Genomic DNA, 19,280 nt, shown 5'->3' on the forward strand with positions numbered 1-19,280 from the left:
CCCTGAAGCGACCCGCCGATCACCCCGTCTGGATCAGGCCCCTCCGGGCCGCTTCGCGCCGGAGGGTCGGGTTGAGGTCCAGGGCCCGCTTCGCGAGGGCCCGGGCCTCGCCGGCCAGGCCGGTCTTCAGTCGGCGTTCGGCCTCCAGCAGCTGGGCCCAGCCATCCCAGGGGCGGGTCCTGGCTGCGGCCCGGAGGGCGGCCGCTGCGCCGGGGTCCAGGGGCACCTTCAACCCCCGGGTGGCCTCCAGGGCCAGGGCCCCCCATGCGAGCTGGAGGGTGGGGTTGCCGGGGGCGGCCGCCACGGCGCGGCTCTGGAGCGCCAGGGCCTCGCGGGCCGGGGCGACGGCGCCGGTGGCACGGGCCGTGAGCAGCCGCTCGCGGGCGCTGGCGGCCAGGGCATCCGCCTGGCCGGGTCCCTGGGTCAGGAGGGTCGCGAGCTCCCGGCGGGCTTCGGCCAGGTCCTTGGCGGCGTCCCCGCCCCGGTCCAGCTCCGCGGCGGCCCGGTCCAGGAGGGCCCCGGCCAGGCCGAGGCGCGAGAGGCGCGACGAAGGCTGGAGGACCAGCCCCTTCCGGTGGCAGCGGAGGGCCTCCTCGAGCGCGGGACGGGGATCGGCCCCGGTCCAGGCCTGGTACTGGGCCAAGGTGAGGTAGGCCGCCCCCTCGCTGTAGTCGTGGCCGACCCAGGGGCGCAGGGCGGAGGCGGCCTCCAGCTGCTCGGCGGCGGCCCGGACCTCGGCCGCCGGGTCCTTCCCGGTCTGGAGCTGGCGTTCGCCCCGCAGGGCGTGGATGTTGCCAAGCGCATCCAGAAGGTAGTCGTGGAGGCGCGGCTGCTGGAGCGCCGTCTGGAGCCCGGCCTCGGCCCGGGCCAGGAAGGGCTCCGGATCCCGGCCCTGGGCCATCTCCCGCTCGGCCCGGTTGCGCAGGACCGTGGCCCAGTTCACCCAGAGGGTCGCCTCGGCTGGCCGGAGCGCCAGGGCCCTCTCCGCCGCCGCGGCGGCGGCGTCCAGCTCGGGGCTGGGATCCTCGCCACGGGTCAGGAGATACGCGGCCCAGCGGCGGTGGATGGCCGTGCTGTAGCTGTGGGCCCGCCAGTTGTCGGGATCCACCGCCAGGGCCTCGCGGACGGGGCTGAGCGCCCAGTCGCGGTCCGCCGGGCTGGCCTGTCCCTGATCCAGCCGCAGGCCGAGCAGCGCGAAGCGGCGCTGGGCCTCCTCCACAAGGGGCTCGGGGGCGCTGCGGGCCCGGTCCTGCGCGGCGACCAGCGCGGTGCCCTCGGCTTCCATCTGGGCCAGGGCCTCCTCCCGCCGCCCCCTGGCGAGCAGGCCGAAGGCCACTTCCTGGCGGACCTCCGCCTCCAGGAGCCATGGTTCCGGGAACCAGGGCTGGCGGGTCTGGGCCTCTTCCGCCTTCTGCAGGGCTTCCTCGAAATGGCCCTCGACGAGGGCGAGCAGGCCCTCTGCGTAGGCGGATCCTTCCAGACTGCGGCCCTGGGCTTCGCGCAGGAGGGCCAGGGCCGGGCTGCGGAGGGTGGGCTCCAGGTCCCGGCGGCGTTCCTCCAGGGCCTGGCCGTGGAGGCCTTCGAGCTCGGCCACGTAGAGGCGCGCCAGGGTGGTGCCGAGGGCCTGGGCGGCGTCCGGATCGCGGGGCGCGGCCTTCCGGGCCGCCTCAAGCTGGGTGCGGGCCTGCTCCAGATCGCCCAGGGCGAGGTAGCCGCGGCCCAGGGCCAGACGGGCCGGCCCCTGAGCCCACCGGCCCTGGGTCTCCGTCTCCGCCTGGAGCCGCGCCAGGGTGGTCCGCACCTCGTGCAGCTCGGGGCCCGCAGGATGACGGGGCAGGCTGCGCACCTGGAAGATGCGACTGTTGAGGCGCTCGACCTCCTGGGCCAGCTGCTGGGCGAACCGCGCCTGGGAGCGGGCCCGCAGGGCGGAGAAGAGGCCGTAGACCGCGGCCAGGAGGAAGCAGGCCAGGAGGATCGCCACCGGACGGTTCCGGCGCAGAAGCCGGTCCGCGCGGTAGACGAGGGAAGGGCGCCGCGCATGGATCGGGTCGCCGTCGAGGAAGCGCCGGAGGTCCTCGCCGAAGGCCCGGGCCGAGTCGTAGCGCCGCTCGGGTTCCTTCTCCAGGGCCTTGAGGATGATGGTCTGGAGGTCCCGGGGCAGCCCCGGTGTGAGACGTGAGGGAGGCAGGGGCTCGTCCTCGGCGATGCTCTTCAGCAGGGCCAGTGGCGTCACCGCCCGGAAGGGGGGCAGGCCCGTCACGCATTCGTAGAGCAGGGTGCCGAGGGCGTAGACGTCCGAGCGGCGGTCCACCTTGTCCGCGCGGCCCAGAGCCTGCTCGGGGCTCAGGTACCTGGGTGTGCCCATGATGGCGTGCGTGTGGGTGTGGGAGACGGCGTCCAGATCCCGGGCCACGCCGAAATCCATCAGGTAGGCGTGGAGTCCTTTGTCGGTCCTCTGGAGCATCACGTTGCCCGGCTTCACATCGCGATGGACGATGCCGGCGCGGTGGCAGGCGTGGAGCGCCTCGGCGGTCTGGAGGATGACCTCCACCTTGGCCCGGAGGTCGAGGTTTTCGTTGGCCTCGCGGAGGGTCGGACCGTCCACGAACTGCATGACGAGGTAGGGATGGCCGTTCGCCTCGCCGACCTCGAAGATGTGGCAGATGTTCGGATGCCCCACTTGCGCCTGGACCCGTGCCTCCTGGAGGAAGCGCTCCGTACCTTCAGGGTCCAGGCGCTTGAGGAGCTTGATGGCCACGGTCCGCTGCAGCTGGCGGTCGAAGGCCCGGTAGACCACCCCCATGCCCCCCTCGGCGATGACCTCCAGGGCTTCGTACCGTCCCTCCCGGGGCAGGGGGAAGCGGGCCAAGAGCTCCTCGCGGCTCAGACCGGGGCCCGCCGGCGTATCGGAGGTGCGGGCGGTCCCGCCGACCCGCGCCGCCTGGGTCGCATCCTGAGGCGGGTCGGAAGCCACGGCCGTCCATTCGTCCCTTCTTTCGTCAGGATCGGCAGGTGGCATCGATGGATCCGGGATGGGGTCGCCCATGGGTTGGTCCCAGGATAGTCGGCCCTGGGACTTTGGCCACCCCGGGGACGCCCCGGGCAGGAGAAGGGCCCGCCAGGGCGGGCCCTTCTCCGGAGCCAGGAGCCGGCTGGAATCAGAACCGGTAGTTGAAGCCGATGCGGACGACCTCGGCCTTCAGGTTGGCCGTGTGGGTGAAGGTGTTGGTGGGGAAGGCGATGGCGGGCGTGAAGGCGGTCAGGGTGCTCCCGTCCACCGAGACCTTGCCGAAGTCCACGTAGAGGATCTCGGCCTTGAAGGTCCACTGGTCGGGGGCGGCGTACTCGTAGCCGGCGCCGAGGGCCCAGCCGACCTTGGACTTGGACTTGGAGACACTCTCCGCGGCGGTGGCGAAGGTGTCGGAGAAGGTGTCCTCGATCTTGATGGAGGTCAGGGCCAGCCCGGCGGTGCCGAACCACAGGTTCCGGTTGTCGGCGTAACCGATCCGGCCGCGCAGCGTGGCCAGGTAATCGGCCTTGGTGGTCTCCTTCAGGGAGTACGAAGTGGTCGGGGCGACGGCATAGGCGCTCCCGGCCGTGCGATCACCCTTAAGCCCGAAGGTGCCGGCATCGATCTCGAAGCCGTAGACGGTGGTCCCGCTCTGGGCGTTGTAGCCGAAGGTCAGGCCGCCAGCGAATCCCTTGGGGCTCACGTGGCCGGCGCCTGAATCCTGGATCTGGGGGATGCTGGCGGTGGCGAAGTAGCCCGTGGGGCTGAAGACCGTGGAGGTGGTCACGTCCGACTTGCCGAAACCGTAGCCGACGTTGGCGCCGAGGTAGAAGCCCGTCCAGTTCGCGGACTGGGCGGACGCGGCGCCGGCGGTGCCGGCGATGAGCAGGGCGGTGAGAAGGTGTTTGCTCAGGTTCATGAAAAGATTCCTTTGAGTGAAAGAATGCCTGTTTTTTGCTGCCATGACGGTTCCAGCATAAATCGGATATTTTTGCCTCGTCAACACAAAATTCATTCATTGAAACGAATCGATTGTAATTAAAAGATAATATGTATGGATGACCCGGGACAGGCGGACGCCAACCCGCCTAAGGGGCGGGTCCAAGGTTCCGGTGGTCCGGCTCCCGGCCGGGAGCTCCCTCCGGCCTAGCCGGCCGCCTCCTCGGCGAGGGCCAGGCAGGCCGTGAGGCCCGGGGACTCGATGCCAAGGAGGTTGACCAGACCGGCCACCCCGTGGGCTCCTTCGCGCTGGATCAGGAAATCGGGTGCGGGCTCGTCGGGACCGTGCAGCTTGGGGCGGATGCCGGCGTAGGCCGGCTGGAGGGCGCCGTCCGGCAGCCCGGGCCAGTATCTGCGGACCTCCGCATAGAAACCGTCGGCGCGGCGCGGATCCACGGCGTAGTCCTCGTGGTCCACCCACTCCACATCCGGGCCGAACCGGGCCTGGCCGGCCAGGTCCAGGGTGAGGTGGACGCCCAGGTGGCTCCCGTCCGGGACAGGGTAGACCAGTCGCGAGAAAGGCGCGGCCCCGGCCAGGCTGAAGTAGTTCCCCTTGGCCAGGCGCCGGGGACTCGGCGGCAAGGATCCGGGCCGGGCGCCCTCGATGGCCCGGGCCAGGCGGATGGCCCCGAGGCCGGCGCAGTTGAAGACCCGCCGGGCCCGCAGGGGCATGGGGGACGAGCCGCCCACGGCGAGTTCGAGGCCGCCGGAGGCCGGGCGCCCGCCCAGGACGGGGCTCTTCAGCACCACCACCGCTCCGGCCGCCTCCGCGTCCCGGCCCAGGGCGCGCATGAGCCCGTGGCTGTCGATGATGCCCGTGCTGCGGGAGTGCAGGGCGGCGACGCAGTTCAGGTGCGGCTCCAGGGCCCGGGCCCCGGCGGCCTCAAGCAAGTGGAGGTCCGGAACGCCGTTGCCCTCGGCCCGGGCCTTGAGCTGGCGCAGCCCCTCCACCTGCGACTCGTCCGTGGCCACGATCAGCTTGCCGCAGCGGCGGTGGTCGATGTTGCGTGCGGCGCAGTAGGCGTAGAGGGCCCGGTTCCCGGCGACACAGAGCCTCGCCTTCAGCGAGCCCGCCGGATAGTAGATGCCCGCGTGGATGACCTCACTGTTCCGTGAGCTGATGCCCGTGCCGATGCGGTCCTCGGCCTCCAGGACCACGACCTCGTGGCCCGCCAGGGCCAGGTGCCGTGCCAGGGCCAGTCCCACGACGCCGGCGCCGATGACGATGCAGTCCACGCTTTCCATGGTTCCATCTTCGCGGCAACCAAGCGGCTGTGGGAAGATCGGGGTTTCGTCCGACCTTGATCCGGAACCCCCATGTCCACCCCGATGCTGCAGCAGATCGCGGGCCTCAAGCGCGAGGCGGGCGAGGCCGTGCTGCTGACGCGCATGGGGGACTTCTACGAGATCCTGGGCGAGGATGCCGTGCGGGCGGCGCCGGTGCTGGAGATCGCGCTCACGCTGCGCGGCAAGGGCACCGGATCCGAGACGCCCATGTGCGGCGTGCCGCACTTCGCGCTGGAATCCTACCTGCCCAAGCTGCTGGCGGCGGGCTTCTCCGCGGCCATCGCCGAGCCCACCGCCAAGGCCGAGGAGGTCAAGGGCCTGCTGCCCCGCGCCATCAAGCGCATCATCACGCCAGGCACCTGGCTGGACGACGACGCCCGCTGGCTCTGCGCGCTGCACCGGCATGGCGGCACCTGGGGCCTGGCCCTGCTGCAGCTGGCCTCCGGCGCGCTGCGCGTGCTGCCCGGCGAAGGCGAGGAGGCCCTGCGGGCCACCCTGGAGCGCCTGGGCCCCCAGGAACTGATCCTGGCCGAAGGCGCCGCGGACCTCCCCGACCTGGAGGCGGCCCGCACGCGCCTGCCCGCCTGGCGCTTCGAGGCCTCCCGGGCCCGGCAGCAGGTCCTGGTCTTCTTCGGCTGGCAGCACCTCGAAGGCGTCGGCCTCGATCCCTACCCGGCGGCCCTGGGCGCCCTGGCGGCCCTGCTGGACCATGTGGAGGCCACCCAGAAAGGCCGCCCCGCGCACCTCCAGGGCGTCACGCTGGAGCTGGGCGCGGCGGGCCCCCTGCTGGACGCCACCAGCGCCCGGCACCTGGAAGTGCTCGCCAACGGTCTGGACGGCGGCCGTCCGGGCTCGCTCCTGGCCCTGCTGGACCAGTGCCGCACCCGCCTGGGCTCCCGGCTGTTGAAGGGCTGGCTGGAACAGCCCCTGCGCGACCGTGCCGCCCTGGAGCGCCGCTGGTCGCAGGTGGCCTGGTTGACTGAAGATCGCCGCCGCGCGCCCATCCAGACCCTGCTGGGCCAGGTGCCGGACCTGGACCGCCTGCTGGGCCGCGTGGCCCTGGGTCTTGCGACGCCACCGGAGCTGGCCCAGCTGCGCGACGGCCTGGCCGTGCTCCAGAAACTCCCCGCCCGGATCCAGGATGAGGGGTGGGCCACCGAGGTGGCGGACCTGGGCCTGTGGCCCGGTGACACGCCCCTCTGCACGCCGCTGCTGGCGGAACTCCAGCGCTGCCTGGCGGAGGCCCCCCCACTGGACCTGGAGAAGGGCGGCGTCATCCGCGAAGGCGTGGACCCGGACCTGGACGCCGTGCGCCACCTGGCCGGGGATGCCAAGCAGGTGATGCTGGAGCTGGAGGAGGAGGAACGCGCCGCCTCCGGCATCAACAGCCTGAAGATCAAGTACAACCGGGTGTTCGGCTACTACTTCGAAATCACGAAATCCAACCTGGGCGCGGTGCCGGCCCACTTCCTCCGCAAGCAGACCCTGGCCAACGCCGAGCGCTTCACCACGGAGAAGCTGGTGGCCTTCGAGCAGCGGCTGCTGAGCGCGGAGAGCGATCAGGTCCGCCTGGAGGTGACCCAGTTCCAGCGCCTGCTGGTCCTGGTGCTGGAGCACCGCGCGGACCTCACTCGCCTCGCCCGCGCCGTGGCGGCCCTGGACGTGCTGGCGGCCCTGGCAGAGCGGGCGCGGCTGTCGGGCTGGACGCGGCCCGAGCTGGGTGAGGACCGTGAGCTGGTGCTGGCCTCCGCCCGCCATCCCATGCTGGAAGCCCGCCTGGGGCGCGAGTGCATCCCCAACGACCTGCAGTTCAGCGCGGCACAGCCCATGGCCGTGGTCACGGGCCCCAACATGGGCGGCAAGTCCACCTTCCTGCGCACGGCGGCCCTGCTGGTGGTGCTGGCGCAGACGGGTTCCTTCGTGCCCGCGGAGCTCATGCGGTTCGGGCTGGTGGACCGCATCTTCACGCGCATCGGCGCCTCCGACCAGCTGGCCAAGGGCCAGTCCACCTTCATGGTGGAGATGACGGAGACTGCGCGGATCCTCAACCAGGCCACCGCCGCCAGCCTGGTGATCCTGGACGAGATCGGCCGCGGCACCTCCACGCGGGACGGCCTGGCCCTGGCCGAAGCCATCGCCGTGTTCCTGCGCGATCTCAAGGGCGGCGCGCCGCGCACCCTCTTCGCCACGCACTACTTCGAGATGACCAAGCTGGCCGACGACAGCCGGATCCAGAACCTCCATGTGGAAGTGCAGGAGTGGGAGGAGCAGCTGCACTTCCTCCACCGCGTGGCGCCGGGCCCGGCGGATCGCAGCTACGGCATCCAGGTGGCGCGCCTGGCGGGCCTGCCCAAGGCCGTCATCCAGAAGGCCCAGCGCCTGCTGGCCCAGGCGCCGGAAGCTCCCCTCAAAGCGCCCACGGTGCTGCAGCCGGCCCTGCCCCTCTTCGAGGTGGAACGGGATCCCCTCCGCGGCGAGCTGGAGGCCCTCGACCTCAGCCGCATGACCCCGCTTGACGCGCTGAACTGGCTGGCGATGAAGCAGAAGGACCGTCCATGAGCGCGCCGAACCGCCCCATCCGCCGCCGGGACCGCGCCCTGACCGAAGCCGAGGCCATGAAGCTGCTCGACGAGGCGGAATGGGGGGTGCTGGCCACGGTCGATGCGGAGGGCTGGCCCTACGCGGTGCCTGTGAACCATGCGGTGGTGGACGGGGCCTTGATCGTCCACTGCGCCACCGCGGGCCACAAGCTGGACAACCTGGCCTTCAATCCCAAGGTCTCGTACTGCGCTGTGACGCTGGCGGAGCCTCTCCCGGCGGAGTTGGCCACGCGCTACGCCAGCGTCATCGTCTTCGGCCGGGCGCAGCTGCTCGCGGACGAGGCGGAGAAGCGCGCGGCGCTCCGGGCCCTGGGGTTGCGCTTCGCCCCGGAGCATCCCGGGGTGGTGGACCGCGAGCTCGGGAAGGACCTCTTCCGCACGACGGTGGTGCGCATCCGCATCGAGCGGGCCACGGGGAAGGCACGCCGATGAGCGGCCAGCCGCAGCCCCGTGCCGATGGTCGCCCCGTGATCTACTGGCTGGCCCACACCCTGTCGCGCCTCGCCGGCCGCGTCTTCTTCCGGCACCGCACCCTGCACCGGGAGTACCTCCCTGAAGCCGGGGGCGCCCTGATCGTGGCCAACCATGTGAGTTTCCTGGATCCGGCCGCCGTGGGGGCCGCCTTCCGGAAGCCCATCTACTACCTCGCCCGGAAGACCCTGTTCAAGGGGTTCCTGGGCTGGCTGCTCCCACGGATCCAGGTGCTGCCGGTGGACCTGGGCAAGGGCGACCTCGCCAGCATGAAACGCATCCTGACCCTGCTCAAGGAAGGGAACCGGGTGCTCATCTTCCCCGAAGGCACCCGTTCGCCCGATGGCACCCTCCAGGAAGCCGAAGCTGGCATCGGCTTCCTCATCGCCAAGGCGGAAGTGCCCGTGGTCCCCGTCCGGATTTTCGGCGCCTTCGAGTGCTGGGGGCGTGGGGCCACCTGGCCGCGCCCGGGTCGGATCACCCTGGTCGCGGGGCCGCCGGTCGATGTCTCCAACCTTCCCACTGAGCTCACCGGCCGCGGGCGCTATCAGGCCTGCGCCGATCGGGTGATGAAGGCGCTGGCGGAGATCCACCTCGAGGCGTGAGCTCCGATCTTCCCCACCTCAAGTGCCCGGGCGTAGACTGCCCCCATGCTCCGGCCGCTCAGCAAGACCCGTGTCCGCGTGGCCTGGGCCATCGCCCTCGCCGTGGACGCCATCCAGGTGCCGGCGGATCTCTCGGGCCCCCTGGGCTGGCTCCTGGGCGCCGGCCTGGACCTGGTCACCATGGTCGTCCTGTGGGCCATGCTGGGCTTCCACTGGGCCTTCCTGCCTTCGTTCGTCACCGAGGCCGTGCCCTGGCTGAACCTCGCGCCCCTCTGGACCCTGGCCGTGGCCCTCGCCACCCGGGGGCGGGGCGGGGAGGTGCTTCCCCAGCCCGGCACCCCCACGGACCCGAAGCCGCCTCTCAAAATCCTGAACCCTGAGGACTGAGGACTGGCCTCAGTCCACCGCCGCGCCGCGGAACTCGTCCTGCTCATGCCGGTTCTGCTCTTCCATGAGGAGCAGGCTCAGTTCCTTCTTCAGGGCATTGAAGCCGGGACTGGCCACGTCGCGAGGGCGGGGCAGGTCCACCCGCAGGTCGCGCTTGAGGGTGCCGGGGCGGTAGGTCATCACCACGGTGCGGTCGGCGAGGTAGAGGGCTTCTTCGATGCTGTGGGTGACGAAGAGGATGGTCTTCTTCAGCTCGGTCCACAGGCGGAGCAGCTCGTCCTGCAGGTTGCGGCGGGTGAGGGCGTCGAGGGCGCCGAAGGGCTCGTCCATGAGCATGATGGGCGAGTCCAGCGCCAGCACCCGGGCGATGGCCACGCGCTGCCGCATGCCGCCGCTCAGGTCCTTGGGGTAGCGCTTCCGGAAGTCCTGGAGGTGCAGGAGCTCCAGCAGGCTGTCCACCTTGGCCTGGATGGCGGCCTTGGGGTCGCCCTTGATCTGGAGGCCGAAGGCGATGTTCTGCTCCACGGTCATCCAGGGGAACAGCGCGTACTCCTGGAACACCATGCCGCGGTCGGGGCCGGGGGCCGTGACGGGCACGCCATCCACGTGGATGTGCCCGGAGCTGGGCAGGCTGAAGCCCGCGACGGCATTGAGCAGCGTGGACTTCCCGCAGCCCGAGGGGCCCAGCAGGCAGACGAACTCGCCGCGGGAGATCTCCAGATCGATGGCCTTGAGGGCGTACACGTCCTGGCCGCCGCTCTGGAAGACTTTGTGGACGCCCTGGACGGAGATGTGGTTGTCCATGGCGCTCATCCCTGTTCCAGGCCGCGGTGCCACCGCAGCATGCGGGAGCTGAGGCGGCTCATGACCGTGTCGATCCCCAGGCCCAGCAGGCCGATGGTGAACATGCCGGCGATGATCTTGTCGGACCACAGGTACTCGCGGGCCTCCAGGATGCGGTAGCCCAGGCCGTTGTTCACGGCGATCATCTCGGAGACGATCACCACGATGAAGGCCGTGCCCATGCCGATGCGCGCCCCGGTGAAGATGTAGGGCGTGGCGGCCGGCAGGATGATCCGCGTGAACTGGGTGAACCGCGAGGCGCCCAGGTTGCGGCCCACGCGCAGGTAGATGCTGTCCACGTTCTGCACGCCGGTGACGGTGTTCATCAGGACGGGGAAGAAGGCCCCGATGCTGATGAGGAAGATGGCCGGCGGGTTGCCCAGCCCGAACCACAGGATGGACAGGGGGATGTAGGCGATGGGCGGGATGGGCCGCAGCACCTGGATGAGCGGGTTGAAGAGGGCGTAGACCACCTTGCTGTACCCCATGCCCAGACCCAGCGGCAACGCCAGGCCCGTGCCGATGGCGAAGCCCACGAGGACGCGATAGAGGCTGCCCATGGCGTCCTGGGGCAATTCGCCGGAGAAGCACCACTTGAGGTACGAGCCCTGGGCGGGATTGAAGGCCTCCAGGGGCCGCAGGTAGGTCCACCACTTGGTGAGCACCTGCATGGGGGACGGCAGGATGGTGGCGTTCACCCAGCCCTTCGCGGACAGCAGCTGCCAGAAGGCCAGGGCCGCCAGCGGGACGAGGATGCCGGAGGCGGCGTGCTTGTAGCGCTTCATCCCTTCTTCACCTTCTTGACGGGAGCCGCCTTCTTGGGAGCGGCCGCCTTCGGCTGGTCGATCTTCAGCTGCTTCTTGGCGTCAGCCAGGAGGTCGAGCTTCACCCAATCGGTGGCCTTGGGCGGCGCCGCCATCTTGCCCACGCCGTACTTCGCCATCAGGTCCGTGGTGATCTGGACGTGCTCCACGGTGATGTCATAGCTGAACGGGGAATTGCCGATGGCGTCCTGGTAGTCCTCGGCGCTGATCTGGTTCTTGAACATGTTCTCGCGGACGTATTTCTCGGCCAGCTTGGGATCGTCGATGAACTTCTTGGTGGCCTCCACGAAGCACAGCAGGAAGCGCTGGGCCACGTCGCGGCGTGTCTTGTAGAGCTTTTCCGTGATGACCAGGGCGCGGATGGGCTCGCCGATGGGCGTGTCGTAGGGCTTCAACAGCTCCACGCCGAACTTCCGGTTGATGGCCTGGGAGCTGTAGGGCTCGCTCTGGCACATGGCGTCGATGTTCTTGGCCATGAGGGCCTGGTTCAGGTCCGCGAAGGGCATGTAGAGCACCAGCACATCCTTGCCGGGCTTGTCCGACCAGGTCAGGCCGGCCTTGGCCAGCTCCGCCAGGAGCAGCACCTCCTGCGCCCCTCCGCGGGCCACGCCCACCTTCCTGCCCTTGAGTTCCTTCAGCGACCGGATGCCCGTGGAGGCGTTCACCACGATGCGGGCCCCGCCCCTGGCGAAGCCGGCGACCACGTAGATGGGCACGCCCGCGGCGCGACCGGCGATGGCGGCATCCAGGGCCGCCGCGCTGGCGTCGATCTCCCCGGCCACGATGGCGGGGTTGATGTCGATGCCCTTGGCGAACATCCGCTCATCGATCCGGAGGTTGTACTTCGGGGCGATCTCCTTCATGTAGGAGACGGCGCCATAGTGGGCGAACTTCAGGTTGCCGAGACGGACCGTGTCCTGGGCCAGCAGGCTCAGTGAGGAAAGCGCGATCAGGAAAGCCAGAGGCTTCATCCGCATGGGGTACTCCGGGGGTTTGGACCATTCTAGGCCAAGGGCCCGCGGAGGGGGACCGGTCAATCCTGCCGGCGCCTCGCCACCAGCAGGAACTCGCGGCCCACGCGCCGCGGGTGGCCCGTGGCCGCGTGGGCAAGATGCAGGATGTCGAAGCGTGGGCTTGCAAGATCCCGGCAAGTCTCCAGGGACATGGCATGCGGCGGCGCGGGCCGGCCCTGCACGTCATGGAAGAGCACCGCCATCCAGAGGCCCCCGGGCGCAAGGTGGCGCGCGCACGCCTCCACATACTCGGTACGGCGCGCCGGCGCCATGGCCGCGAAGCAGGTGTGGTCGAAGATCGCGTCCCACGGTCCGAGCTGCGGGGAGAACCAGTCCGCTGGCGACCAGGCGATCCGGTCGCCGTAGCGGGCAAGGGCGCCCTGGAGGGCCAGGGGCGCGAAGTCCAGGCCGGTGACGCGGTAGCCCAGGGCGGCCAGTTCCGCCGCATCGTGGCCATAGCCGCAGCCCGGCACCACGACGGACGCGCCCGGCGCCAGGCCCGCGGCGGTGGCGTGCGCCAGGGCTTCGCCCAGCACCGGCGTGGCCTTGGCCATGTCCCAGCCGGGGCGCACCTGGCCTTCGTAGAGCTGGTTCCAGTAGTCGGGATGTCCGGTCATGGCAGCTGGATCTCCTCGGCGCCCACGAAGGCCGCCAGCCGCGCCAGAGCCTCGTCCAGGGTGCGCCTCCGGACCTTCGTGGCCTTGATGCCGGCCTCCCACCAGAGGCCCCGGATCTCCAGGAGGCCGCGATCGCGGTGGAGCTTGGGGTCGAGGCGACCCACCAGGCGGTCGCCTTCGAGGATGGGCAGGACGAAGTAGCCATACTGCCGCTTGGGCTCCGGCACGAAGGCCTCGAAGCGGTAGTCGAAGCCGAAGCGGCGCAGGGCCCGGGCCCGGTCGCGGAGGATGGGGTCGAAGGGGCAGAGCAGGCGGGTGCGGTCGGCCGGCTCGGGCAGCTTCGCCAGCCGCGCCTCCCAATCCGCCAGCGCGAAGGCGGGTCGGGTCTCGCCATCCGCGCCTTCCACGGCCACCGGGACGAGGCGGCCGGCCTTCGCCGCACCCTCGCACCAGGCCTTGGCCTCGGCGGCCTCGATGCTGTCCCAGTAGTCCGCCAGCTCCTTCGGCGTGAACACTCCGAGTCGCTCGGCGGCGGTGGCGCAGGCCCACTCCAGGTGCTCGGCGGGCTCCGGGCAGGGCCGGGCGTGAGGCTCCGGCAGCACCCGCTCCGTGAGGTCGTAGAGCTTCTGGAAGCCCTCGCGCCGCGGGATCATCAGCTCGCCGCTACGCCAGAGGAAATCCAGGGCGGCCTTCTGCGGCTTCCAGCCCCACCAGGGGCCGCGCTTCTCGGGGTGCTCGAAGTCCGAGGACTTCAGCGGGCCCTCGTGCTCGATGCGGGCCTTCACGCCCTGCACCACCTGCGCGCCGTCCGTGCCGCGGAAGTGGTGCTGCCACCACGCGTGGGCGTGGATGCGTGCCCGGTCCCGCGCGAAGCGGGGCTTCCAGTGGGGGAAGAAGTCCGTGGGAATGGCGGAGGCGTCGTGGGTGAACCCCTCGAAGAGGCTGCGCCGGTCCTCCAGCAGCTTCCTCAGCTGCTCGGGCTGGTAGCCGTCCAGGCGGCTGGCGAGCGTGAGGTCGTGGGCCCGGGCCACGACGTTGATCGTGTCCATCTGCACGAAGCCCAGCTTCTGGATGAGCGCCTGCAGCGACGCCGTGGTGGCCCGGCGCGCCGGATCATCCAGCAGGCCCTGGGCGCCCAGGAACAGGCGCTGCGCGGCGGAAGCGGAGATGAGGGGGAGATGACCAGGCATTCAGATCGTCGCCGCCAGCTCGGCCCCCTGGCGGATGGCCCGCTGGGCATCGAGCTCGGCGGCGAGGTCGGCGCCGCCGATGAGGTGCACGGAGAGGCCCTGGGCCTGGAGGGGTTCCACGAGGCTGCGCTCGGATTCCTGCCCGGCGCAGAGGATGACGCTGTCCACGGCGAGGCACTTCGACCCCGCATCCTGGCCGTCGCGGATCCAGAGCCCCGTGTCGTCGATGCGCTCGTAGTGGATGCCGCCCATCATCTTCACCTTCATGGCCTTGAGGCTGGCCCGGTGGATCCAGCCCGTGGTCTTGCCGAGGCCGGCGCCCATGCGGTCGGTCTTGCGCTGGAGGAGGAAGACCTGCCGGGCGGGTTCCGGTGGCCGGGGGGCGGAGAGGAGGCCGCCCCGATGGGCATGGTCGCCATCCACGCCCCACTCCGCGAGGTAGCGTCCGCGGTCGGGCGCCGAGTCCTGCTGCACCAGGAACTCGGCCACATCGAAGCCGATGCCCCCGGCGCCGATGACGGCGACGGTCTTCCCTGCGGTCTTCCGACCCGAGAGCAGGTCCGGGTAGCTGATGACCTTGGGGTGGTCCACGCCGGGGAAGGCCGGTGTGCGGGGATGGACGCCGGTGGCGACGATGATCTCCTCGAACTCCGCCAGCGCCGCCACGGTGGCGCGCTCGCCCAGGCGTACGGTGACGCCGGCGGTGGCCAGGCGGCGCCCGAAGTACCGCAGCATCTCGTAGAACTCTTCCTTGCCCGGCACACGCTTGGCCAGGTTGAGCTGGCCGCCCAACTCCGGCTGGGCCTCGAAGAGCGTGACCACGTGGCCGCGCTCGGCGGCGTGGCAGGCGAAGCTCATGCCCGCCGCGCCGCCGCCCACCACGGCGATGCGCTTGGGCGCGATGGCCGGCTCGAAGGTCAGCTCGGTCTCGTAGCAGGCCCGGGGGTTCACCAGGCAGGTGGCGCGCTTCTGCTCGAAGACGTGATCCAGGCAGGCCTGATTGCAGGCGATGCAGGTGTTGATGTCCAGGGCCCGGTCCTCGGCGGCCTTGACCACGAAGTCGGCGTCCGCCAGGAGGGGCCGGGCCATGCTGACCATGTCGGCGCAGCCGTCCGCCAGGACCTCCTCGGCCACCTCCGGCGTGTTGATGCGGTTGGTGGTGACGAGGGGGATGCCCACCTCGCCCTTGAGCCGCTTCGTCACCCAGGCGTAGGCGCCCCGGGGGACCATGGCGCCGATGGTGGGCACGCGCGCCTCGTGCCAGCCGATGCCGGTGTTGAGGATCGTGGCGCCGGCGGTTTCCACGGCCTTGGCCAGCTGCACCACCTCCTCCCAGGTGCTGCCCTCCGGCACCAGGTCCAGCATCGAAAGGCGGAAGATGACGATGAAGTCGCTGCCCACGGCGGCGCGGACGGCCTTCACCACCTCCACCGGAAAGCGCATGCGGTTCTCGAAGGACCCGCCCCAGGCGTCCGTGCGGCGGTTGGTGCGGGCCGCGACGAACTCGTTGACGAGGTAGCCCTCGCTGCCCATGATCTCCACGCCGTCGTAACCGGCCTTCTTCGCCAGGGCCGCGCAGCGCGCGTAGTCGCGGATGGTGGCCCGGATGCCGCGCTCGGAGAGGGCCCGCGGCTTGAAGGGCGTGATGGGGCTCTTCACGGCGGAGGGGGCCACGCTGAGGGGGTGGTAGCTGTAGCGCCCCCCGTGCAGGATCTGGAGGGCGATCTTGCCGCCCGCGGCATGCACGGCCTCCGTCACCAGCCGGTGCTTCCCGACCTGCCAGGGCCAGGAGAGCTGGGACCCGAAGGGCGCGAGGCGGCCCCGCAGGTTCGGGGCGATGCCCCCGGTGACGATGAGGCCCACGCCGCCCCGGGCGCGCTCGGCATAGAAGGCCGCCAGCTTGGCGAAGCCGCCTTTGGCCTCTTCCAGGTTCGTGTGCATGGAGCCCATCAGCACGCGGTTGCGCAGGGTGGTGAAACCCAGGTCGAGGGGGGCGAGCAGACGGGGGTACGGCATGGAAGCTCCGGGGCTGGTGGCAGTGTACGGCGAGTCGGGAATCTGCGTTCCCCCTGCGCCCCCGACGGGAGCCTCCCCGGCCTGGCCGGGATTTCCCCGGACCGGTTGCGCTGCCATTGACTCTCCGCATGACCCTTATTCGCCATCTTGACCCGGCCCGGCTTGGGCCGTTCAATGGTGGACCGCTCATCCCGCCGGCCCCTCCTGATTGGTAAGACCTTGGCCATGCCGTACTCATCCTCTCCAGACCCCCGTTCCGCCCCCTCCGCGGGAGCAGCGGGCGTTCCGGCCGCCTGGGCCGAGGAGCGCCCATGAGCAACCTCCGGGGACTTCTCGAGAGCATCAGCATCACGGACGTGGTCCAGCTGCTCCACCTCAACAGGAAGACCGGCCAGCTGCTCATGCAGAACGGCCGCTTCCGGGGGGTCATCTACGTGAGCGGCGGCGCCGTGGTGCATGCCGAGGCCGGCCGCGCCACCGGCGAGACCGCCGCCTTCGAGCTGCTGGCCTGGGAGCGGGGCGAGTTCGAGTTCCAGGCGGTCCCGGTCAAGCCCGTGGGAAGCATCCGGCGGAGCGTGCCCGACCTGCTCATGGAATCGGCCCGCACCCTGGATACCCGGCGCCGCCTGGGCGCCTATTTCCCCTCGCTGGACGCCGTGCCCTGGACCTTCCTGCCGGAGCCGGCCCTCACGGCGGACCTGAAGCTCTCGCCCGACGCCCTGAAGGCCATCCAGCACTTCGACGGCTACCAGGACTTCCACCAGGTGATGGCCTCCACCCAGCTGAACGAGACCGCGGTGCTGGAAGCCGCTTTCGCCCTCCTGCAGGCGGAGCGCCTCCAGGTCTTCGAACCGGCCGTACCCCTGGCGGTGGAGACGATGAAGACCGGCCTCTTCAAGAAGGGGGACCATGTGGAGCTGAGCGTCATCCACGAGTCCCGCTGGCGGGGCCTCCAGCCCTACAGCCACGGCTTCATCACCTCGGTGCGGATCCAGTGGCGCGGCGGCGTGGCCCACGAGGATGTGCGCTTCGTCCAGGGCCTGGCCGATGGCGTGCTGGCCGCGCCCGAGCCCTTCCTGCAGAGCTGGGGCGTCGGCCCTTCCGAAACGGTCGTCGTGCGGCCCGCGCCCTGAACCCCATCCCCCGAACCGCATCCCCGGAACAAGCCCCTTTCCCGGAGCCTGACATGGTCCAAACCATTGCCGATCTGTTCTACCAGGCTTGTGCCTTCCAGTCCCCGGATGCCCTGGCCTACCGGAAGGGCGGCACCTACGTGCCCATCTCCCACCAGGAGCTGCAGGCCCGGGTGGAGCGCCTGGCGCTGGCCCTGGAGGCGCGGGGCCTGAAGGCGGGCGAGCCCGTGGCCCTGATCTGCGAGAACCGCCCCGAGTGGGCCATCGTGGACTACGCCTGCGCCATTTCCGGGCTGCCCACCGTGCCGCTCTATCCCACCCTGAATGCGCCGCAGAGCGCCTTCATCCTCCGGCACTCGGAGGCGCGCATCGTCTTCTGCTCCACGGCCGATCAGGCCCGGAAGGCCCTGACCGCCAAGGGGCCGGACTGCGCCCTCACCTGGGTGGTGCAGATGGACGGGATTCCCGCCGATGCCTCCGTGATCCCCTTCGCCAGCCTCATGGCCGAGGGCGAGGCCCTGGAGGCCCGCCGGCCCGAGGTGCGGAACTGGGCCCGCCAGCGGAAGGCGGAGGACCTGCTGACGATCATCTACACCTCCGGCACCACGGGGGATCCCAAGGGCGCCATGCTCACCCACGGGAACCTGGTCTCCAACGTGGAGCGCACCCTCCAGCTCCTGCAGCTCAAGAAGGGGGACCGCTGCCTGTCCTTCCTGCCCCTCTCCCACATCCTCGAGCGGATGGCGGGGCACTATTCGACCATGCGGATCGGCGCCAGCATCTACTACGCGGAAAGCATCGCCACCGTGGGCGACGACCTGCAGGCCACCAAGCCCACCATCATCATCAGCGTGCCCCGCATCTACGAGAAGATCTACGCCCGGGTCCGCGAGGGTGTGGCCTCCAGCAGCATCGTGAAGCGGTTCATCTTCCACTGGGCCATGTGGGCCGGGGACATGTCCGTGCCCTACCTGTACGAGAAGCAGGACATCCCCCTCTGGATCCAGTTCCAGCTCTGGTGGAGCCGCCACCTGGTCTTCCACAAGATCCTGGCCAAGACCGGCGGGAACATCCGCTTCGCCATCAGCGGCGGCGCGCCCCTGGCGCCCAAGGTCATGGCCTTCTTCTGGGCCATCGGGCTGCCCATCACCGAAGGCTACGGCCTCACCGAGACCAGCCCCGTGGTCTCCTTCAACCGGTTCGGCGAGGTGGTGCCCGGCAAGGTGGGGCGGCCCATCTACGACACCTGGGACGGTCGCCCCTACGTGAAGATCGCCGAGGATGGCGAGATTCTCGTCCAGGGCCCGAACGTGATGAAGGGCTACTGGAAGAATCCCGAGGGCACCGCCGAGGCCTTCGACAAGGAGGGCTACTTCCGCACGGGCGATATCGGCGAGCTGAGCGCCCGGGGCCTCCTCAAGATCACGGACCGCAAGAAGGAGATCATCGTCACCAGCGGCGGCAAGAAGGTGGCGCCCCAGCCCATCGAGGAGCTGCTGAAGACCGACAAGTTCATCACCCAGGCGGTCCTGCTGGGCGACAAGCGCAACTTCATCTCGGCCCTGATCATCCCCAACTTCGACAGCCTGCACCGCTGGGCCCACCAGAAGAAGCTGACCTTCTCCAACAACCGCGACCTGGTGGCCCGCCCCGAAGTCCACGAGCTGATGATGGAGCGGGTGGACCATATCAACCAGCAGCTCTCCAACTTCGAGCGCGTGAAGAAGGTGGCGATCCTCGACCACGAGCTGAGCCTGGAGACCGGTCAGCTCACGCCCAGCCTCAAGGTGAAGCGCCGGGTGGTGAACGAGATGTACGCCACCCTCATCGAATCGCTCTACCGGGGGGCCTGATTCCGATCTGCGCTCAACCCGCCGAGGGTCCCTTCAGCTCGATCACGTTGCCCTCCGGGTCCTGGAGGTAGACGGAGGGGCCGGTGCCCTCGGCCCCGTAATTGTCATGAACCTCGCTCAGCTCGACGCCGTGGGCGCGGTAGCGCGCCCGCAGACTGGCCTCGTCGAAGGGCTCGATGCGCAGGCAGAAGTGGTCCTGGTTGCGGCCCTCCGGTCCCGGCGCGGCGCCGCCAGAGGCGCCCAGCCTTCCGGCCACCGAGACCAGGTCGAGCATCGAGCGCCCCGCCCGGAGGTGGACGAGCCCGAGGTCCGGCACCCTGCGATCCAGGCCGAGGCCGACCACCCGCGTGTAGAAGTCGGTCATGCCTTCCAGGTCGGTGACGCGGAGGACCAGGTGGTCGAGGGCGAGGATGCGCATGGCTGGTGGACCTC

16 protein-coding genes are annotated in these 19,280 nt (G+C 70.3%); 6 read left to right on the top strand and 10 right to left on the bottom strand.

Going from position 1 to position 19,280, the window contains the following annotated elements; all coding sequences use genetic code 11:
* Positions 1-19: 19 nt before the first annotated feature.
* The 3 genes from MLE43_RS10435 to MLE43_RS10445 all read right to left on the bottom strand — a co-directional run bounded on the left by MLE43_RS10435 (position 20) and on the right by MLE43_RS10445 (position 5,254).
* Complete coding sequence (locus tag MLE43_RS10435) at positions 20-2,974, bottom strand: serine/threonine-protein kinase (protein WP_243303715.1); 2,955 nt, start codon at positions 2,972-2,974, stop codon at positions 20-22.
* Between the two features lie 184 nt (positions 2,975-3,158).
* The gene (locus MLE43_RS10440) at positions 3,159-3,929 is read right to left on the bottom strand and encodes an outer membrane protein (RefSeq protein ID WP_243303717.1); all 771 of its coding nucleotides are present in this window, start codon (positions 3,927-3,929) and stop codon (positions 3,159-3,161) included.
* A 227-nt stretch (positions 3,930-4,156) separates the two neighbouring features.
* Positions 4,157-5,254, bottom strand: a complete 1,098-nt coding sequence (locus MLE43_RS10445) for an NAD(P)/FAD-dependent oxidoreductase (protein WP_243303718.1) — start codon at positions 5,252-5,254, stop codon at positions 4,157-4,159.
* Positions 5,255-5,326: 72 nt separating this feature from the next.
* Between MLE43_RS10445 and mutS the strand changes: the two genes are divergently transcribed.
* The 4 genes from mutS to MLE43_RS10465 are packed head-to-tail and all read left to right on the top strand — an operon-like array spanning position 5,327 to position 9,359.
* The gene (gene mutS, locus MLE43_RS10450) at positions 5,327-7,855 is read left to right on the top strand and encodes a DNA mismatch repair protein MutS (RefSeq protein WP_243303721.1); all 2,529 of its coding nucleotides are present in this window, start codon (positions 5,327-5,329) and stop codon (positions 7,853-7,855) included.
* A complete protein-coding gene (locus MLE43_RS10455) occupies positions 7,852-8,328 on the top strand; it encodes a pyridoxamine 5'-phosphate oxidase family protein (RefSeq protein WP_243303722.1) in 477 nt (158 codons plus the stop codon). Before mutS ends, MLE43_RS10455 begins: the two co-directional genes overlap by 4 nt.
* Positions 8,325-8,972, top strand: a complete 648-nt coding sequence (locus MLE43_RS10460) for a lysophospholipid acyltransferase family protein (RefSeq protein ID WP_243303724.1) — start codon at positions 8,325-8,327, stop codon at positions 8,970-8,972. Before MLE43_RS10455 ends, MLE43_RS10460 begins: the two co-directional genes overlap by 4 nt.
* Positions 8,973-9,017: 45 nt before the next feature.
* Positions 9,018-9,359, top strand: a complete 342-nt coding sequence (locus MLE43_RS10465) for a hypothetical protein (RefSeq protein WP_243303725.1) — start codon at positions 9,018-9,020, stop codon at positions 9,357-9,359.
* A gap of 9 nt (positions 9,360-9,368) precedes the next feature.
* On the opposite strand, the gene MLE43_RS10470 is transcribed toward MLE43_RS10465, so the two are convergent.
* From MLE43_RS10470 to MLE43_RS10495, 6 genes are read right to left on the bottom strand one after another with little or no spacing between them, the layout of a single operon-like run.
* A complete protein-coding gene (locus tag MLE43_RS10470) occupies positions 9,369-10,172 on the bottom strand; it encodes an ABC transporter ATP-binding protein (protein WP_243303727.1) in 804 nt (267 codons plus the stop codon).
* On the bottom strand, positions 10,169-10,987 hold the full coding sequence (locus tag MLE43_RS10475) for an ABC transporter permease (RefSeq protein ID WP_243303729.1): 819 nt from the start codon (positions 10,985-10,987) through the stop codon (positions 10,169-10,171). The genes MLE43_RS10470 and MLE43_RS10475 overlap by 4 nt, the downstream gene beginning before the upstream one ends.
* The gene (locus MLE43_RS10480) at positions 10,984-12,003 is read right to left on the bottom strand and encodes an ABC transporter substrate-binding protein (RefSeq protein WP_243303731.1); all 1,020 of its coding nucleotides are present in this window, start codon (positions 12,001-12,003) and stop codon (positions 10,984-10,986) included. Before MLE43_RS10480 ends, MLE43_RS10475 begins: the two co-directional genes overlap by 4 nt.
* A 56-nt stretch (positions 12,004-12,059) precedes the next feature.
* Complete coding sequence (locus tag MLE43_RS10485) at positions 12,060-12,656, bottom strand: methyltransferase domain-containing protein (RefSeq protein WP_243303732.1); 597 nt, start codon at positions 12,654-12,656, stop codon at positions 12,060-12,062.
* The gene (locus MLE43_RS10490) at positions 12,653-13,846 is read right to left on the bottom strand and encodes a winged helix-turn-helix domain-containing protein (RefSeq protein ID WP_243303735.1); all 1,194 of its coding nucleotides are present in this window, start codon (positions 13,844-13,846) and stop codon (positions 12,653-12,655) included. The genes MLE43_RS10485 and MLE43_RS10490 overlap by 4 nt, the downstream gene beginning before the upstream one ends.
* On the bottom strand, positions 13,847-15,862 hold the full coding sequence (locus tag MLE43_RS10495; RefSeq protein ID WP_243303737.1) for an NADPH-dependent 2,4-dienoyl-CoA reductase: 2,016 nt from the start codon (positions 15,860-15,862) through the stop codon (positions 13,847-13,849).
* A 311-nt stretch (positions 15,863-16,173) separates the two neighbouring features.
* Here MLE43_RS10495 and MLE43_RS10500 point away from each other — a divergent pair, with 311 nt between their 5' ends.
* Positions 16,174-16,995, top strand: coding sequence for a DUF4388 domain-containing protein (locus MLE43_RS10500; RefSeq protein WP_243303740.1), 822 nt, complete (start codon positions 16,174-16,176; stop codon positions 16,993-16,995).
* Positions 16,996-17,048: 53 nt separating this feature from the next.
* Positions 17,049-18,848: an AMP-dependent synthetase/ligase gene (locus MLE43_RS10505; RefSeq protein WP_243303743.1), complete on the top strand. Its 1,800-nt coding sequence runs from the start codon at positions 17,049-17,051 to the stop codon at positions 18,846-18,848.
* Positions 18,849-18,861: 13 nt separating this feature from the next.
* Here the strand turns inward: MLE43_RS10505 and MLE43_RS10510 are convergent, their stop codons facing one another.
* Complete coding sequence (locus MLE43_RS10510) at positions 18,862-19,266, bottom strand: VOC family protein (protein ID WP_243303745.1); 405 nt, start codon at positions 19,264-19,266, stop codon at positions 18,862-18,864.
* Between the last annotated feature and the right edge of the window lie 14 nt (positions 19,267-19,280).

This window comes from Geothrix oryzisoli, assembly GCF_022808865.1.
In the GTDB taxonomy this organism is placed as follows: Bacteria; Acidobacteriota; Holophagae; order Holophagales; family Holophagaceae; genus Geothrix; species Geothrix oryzisoli.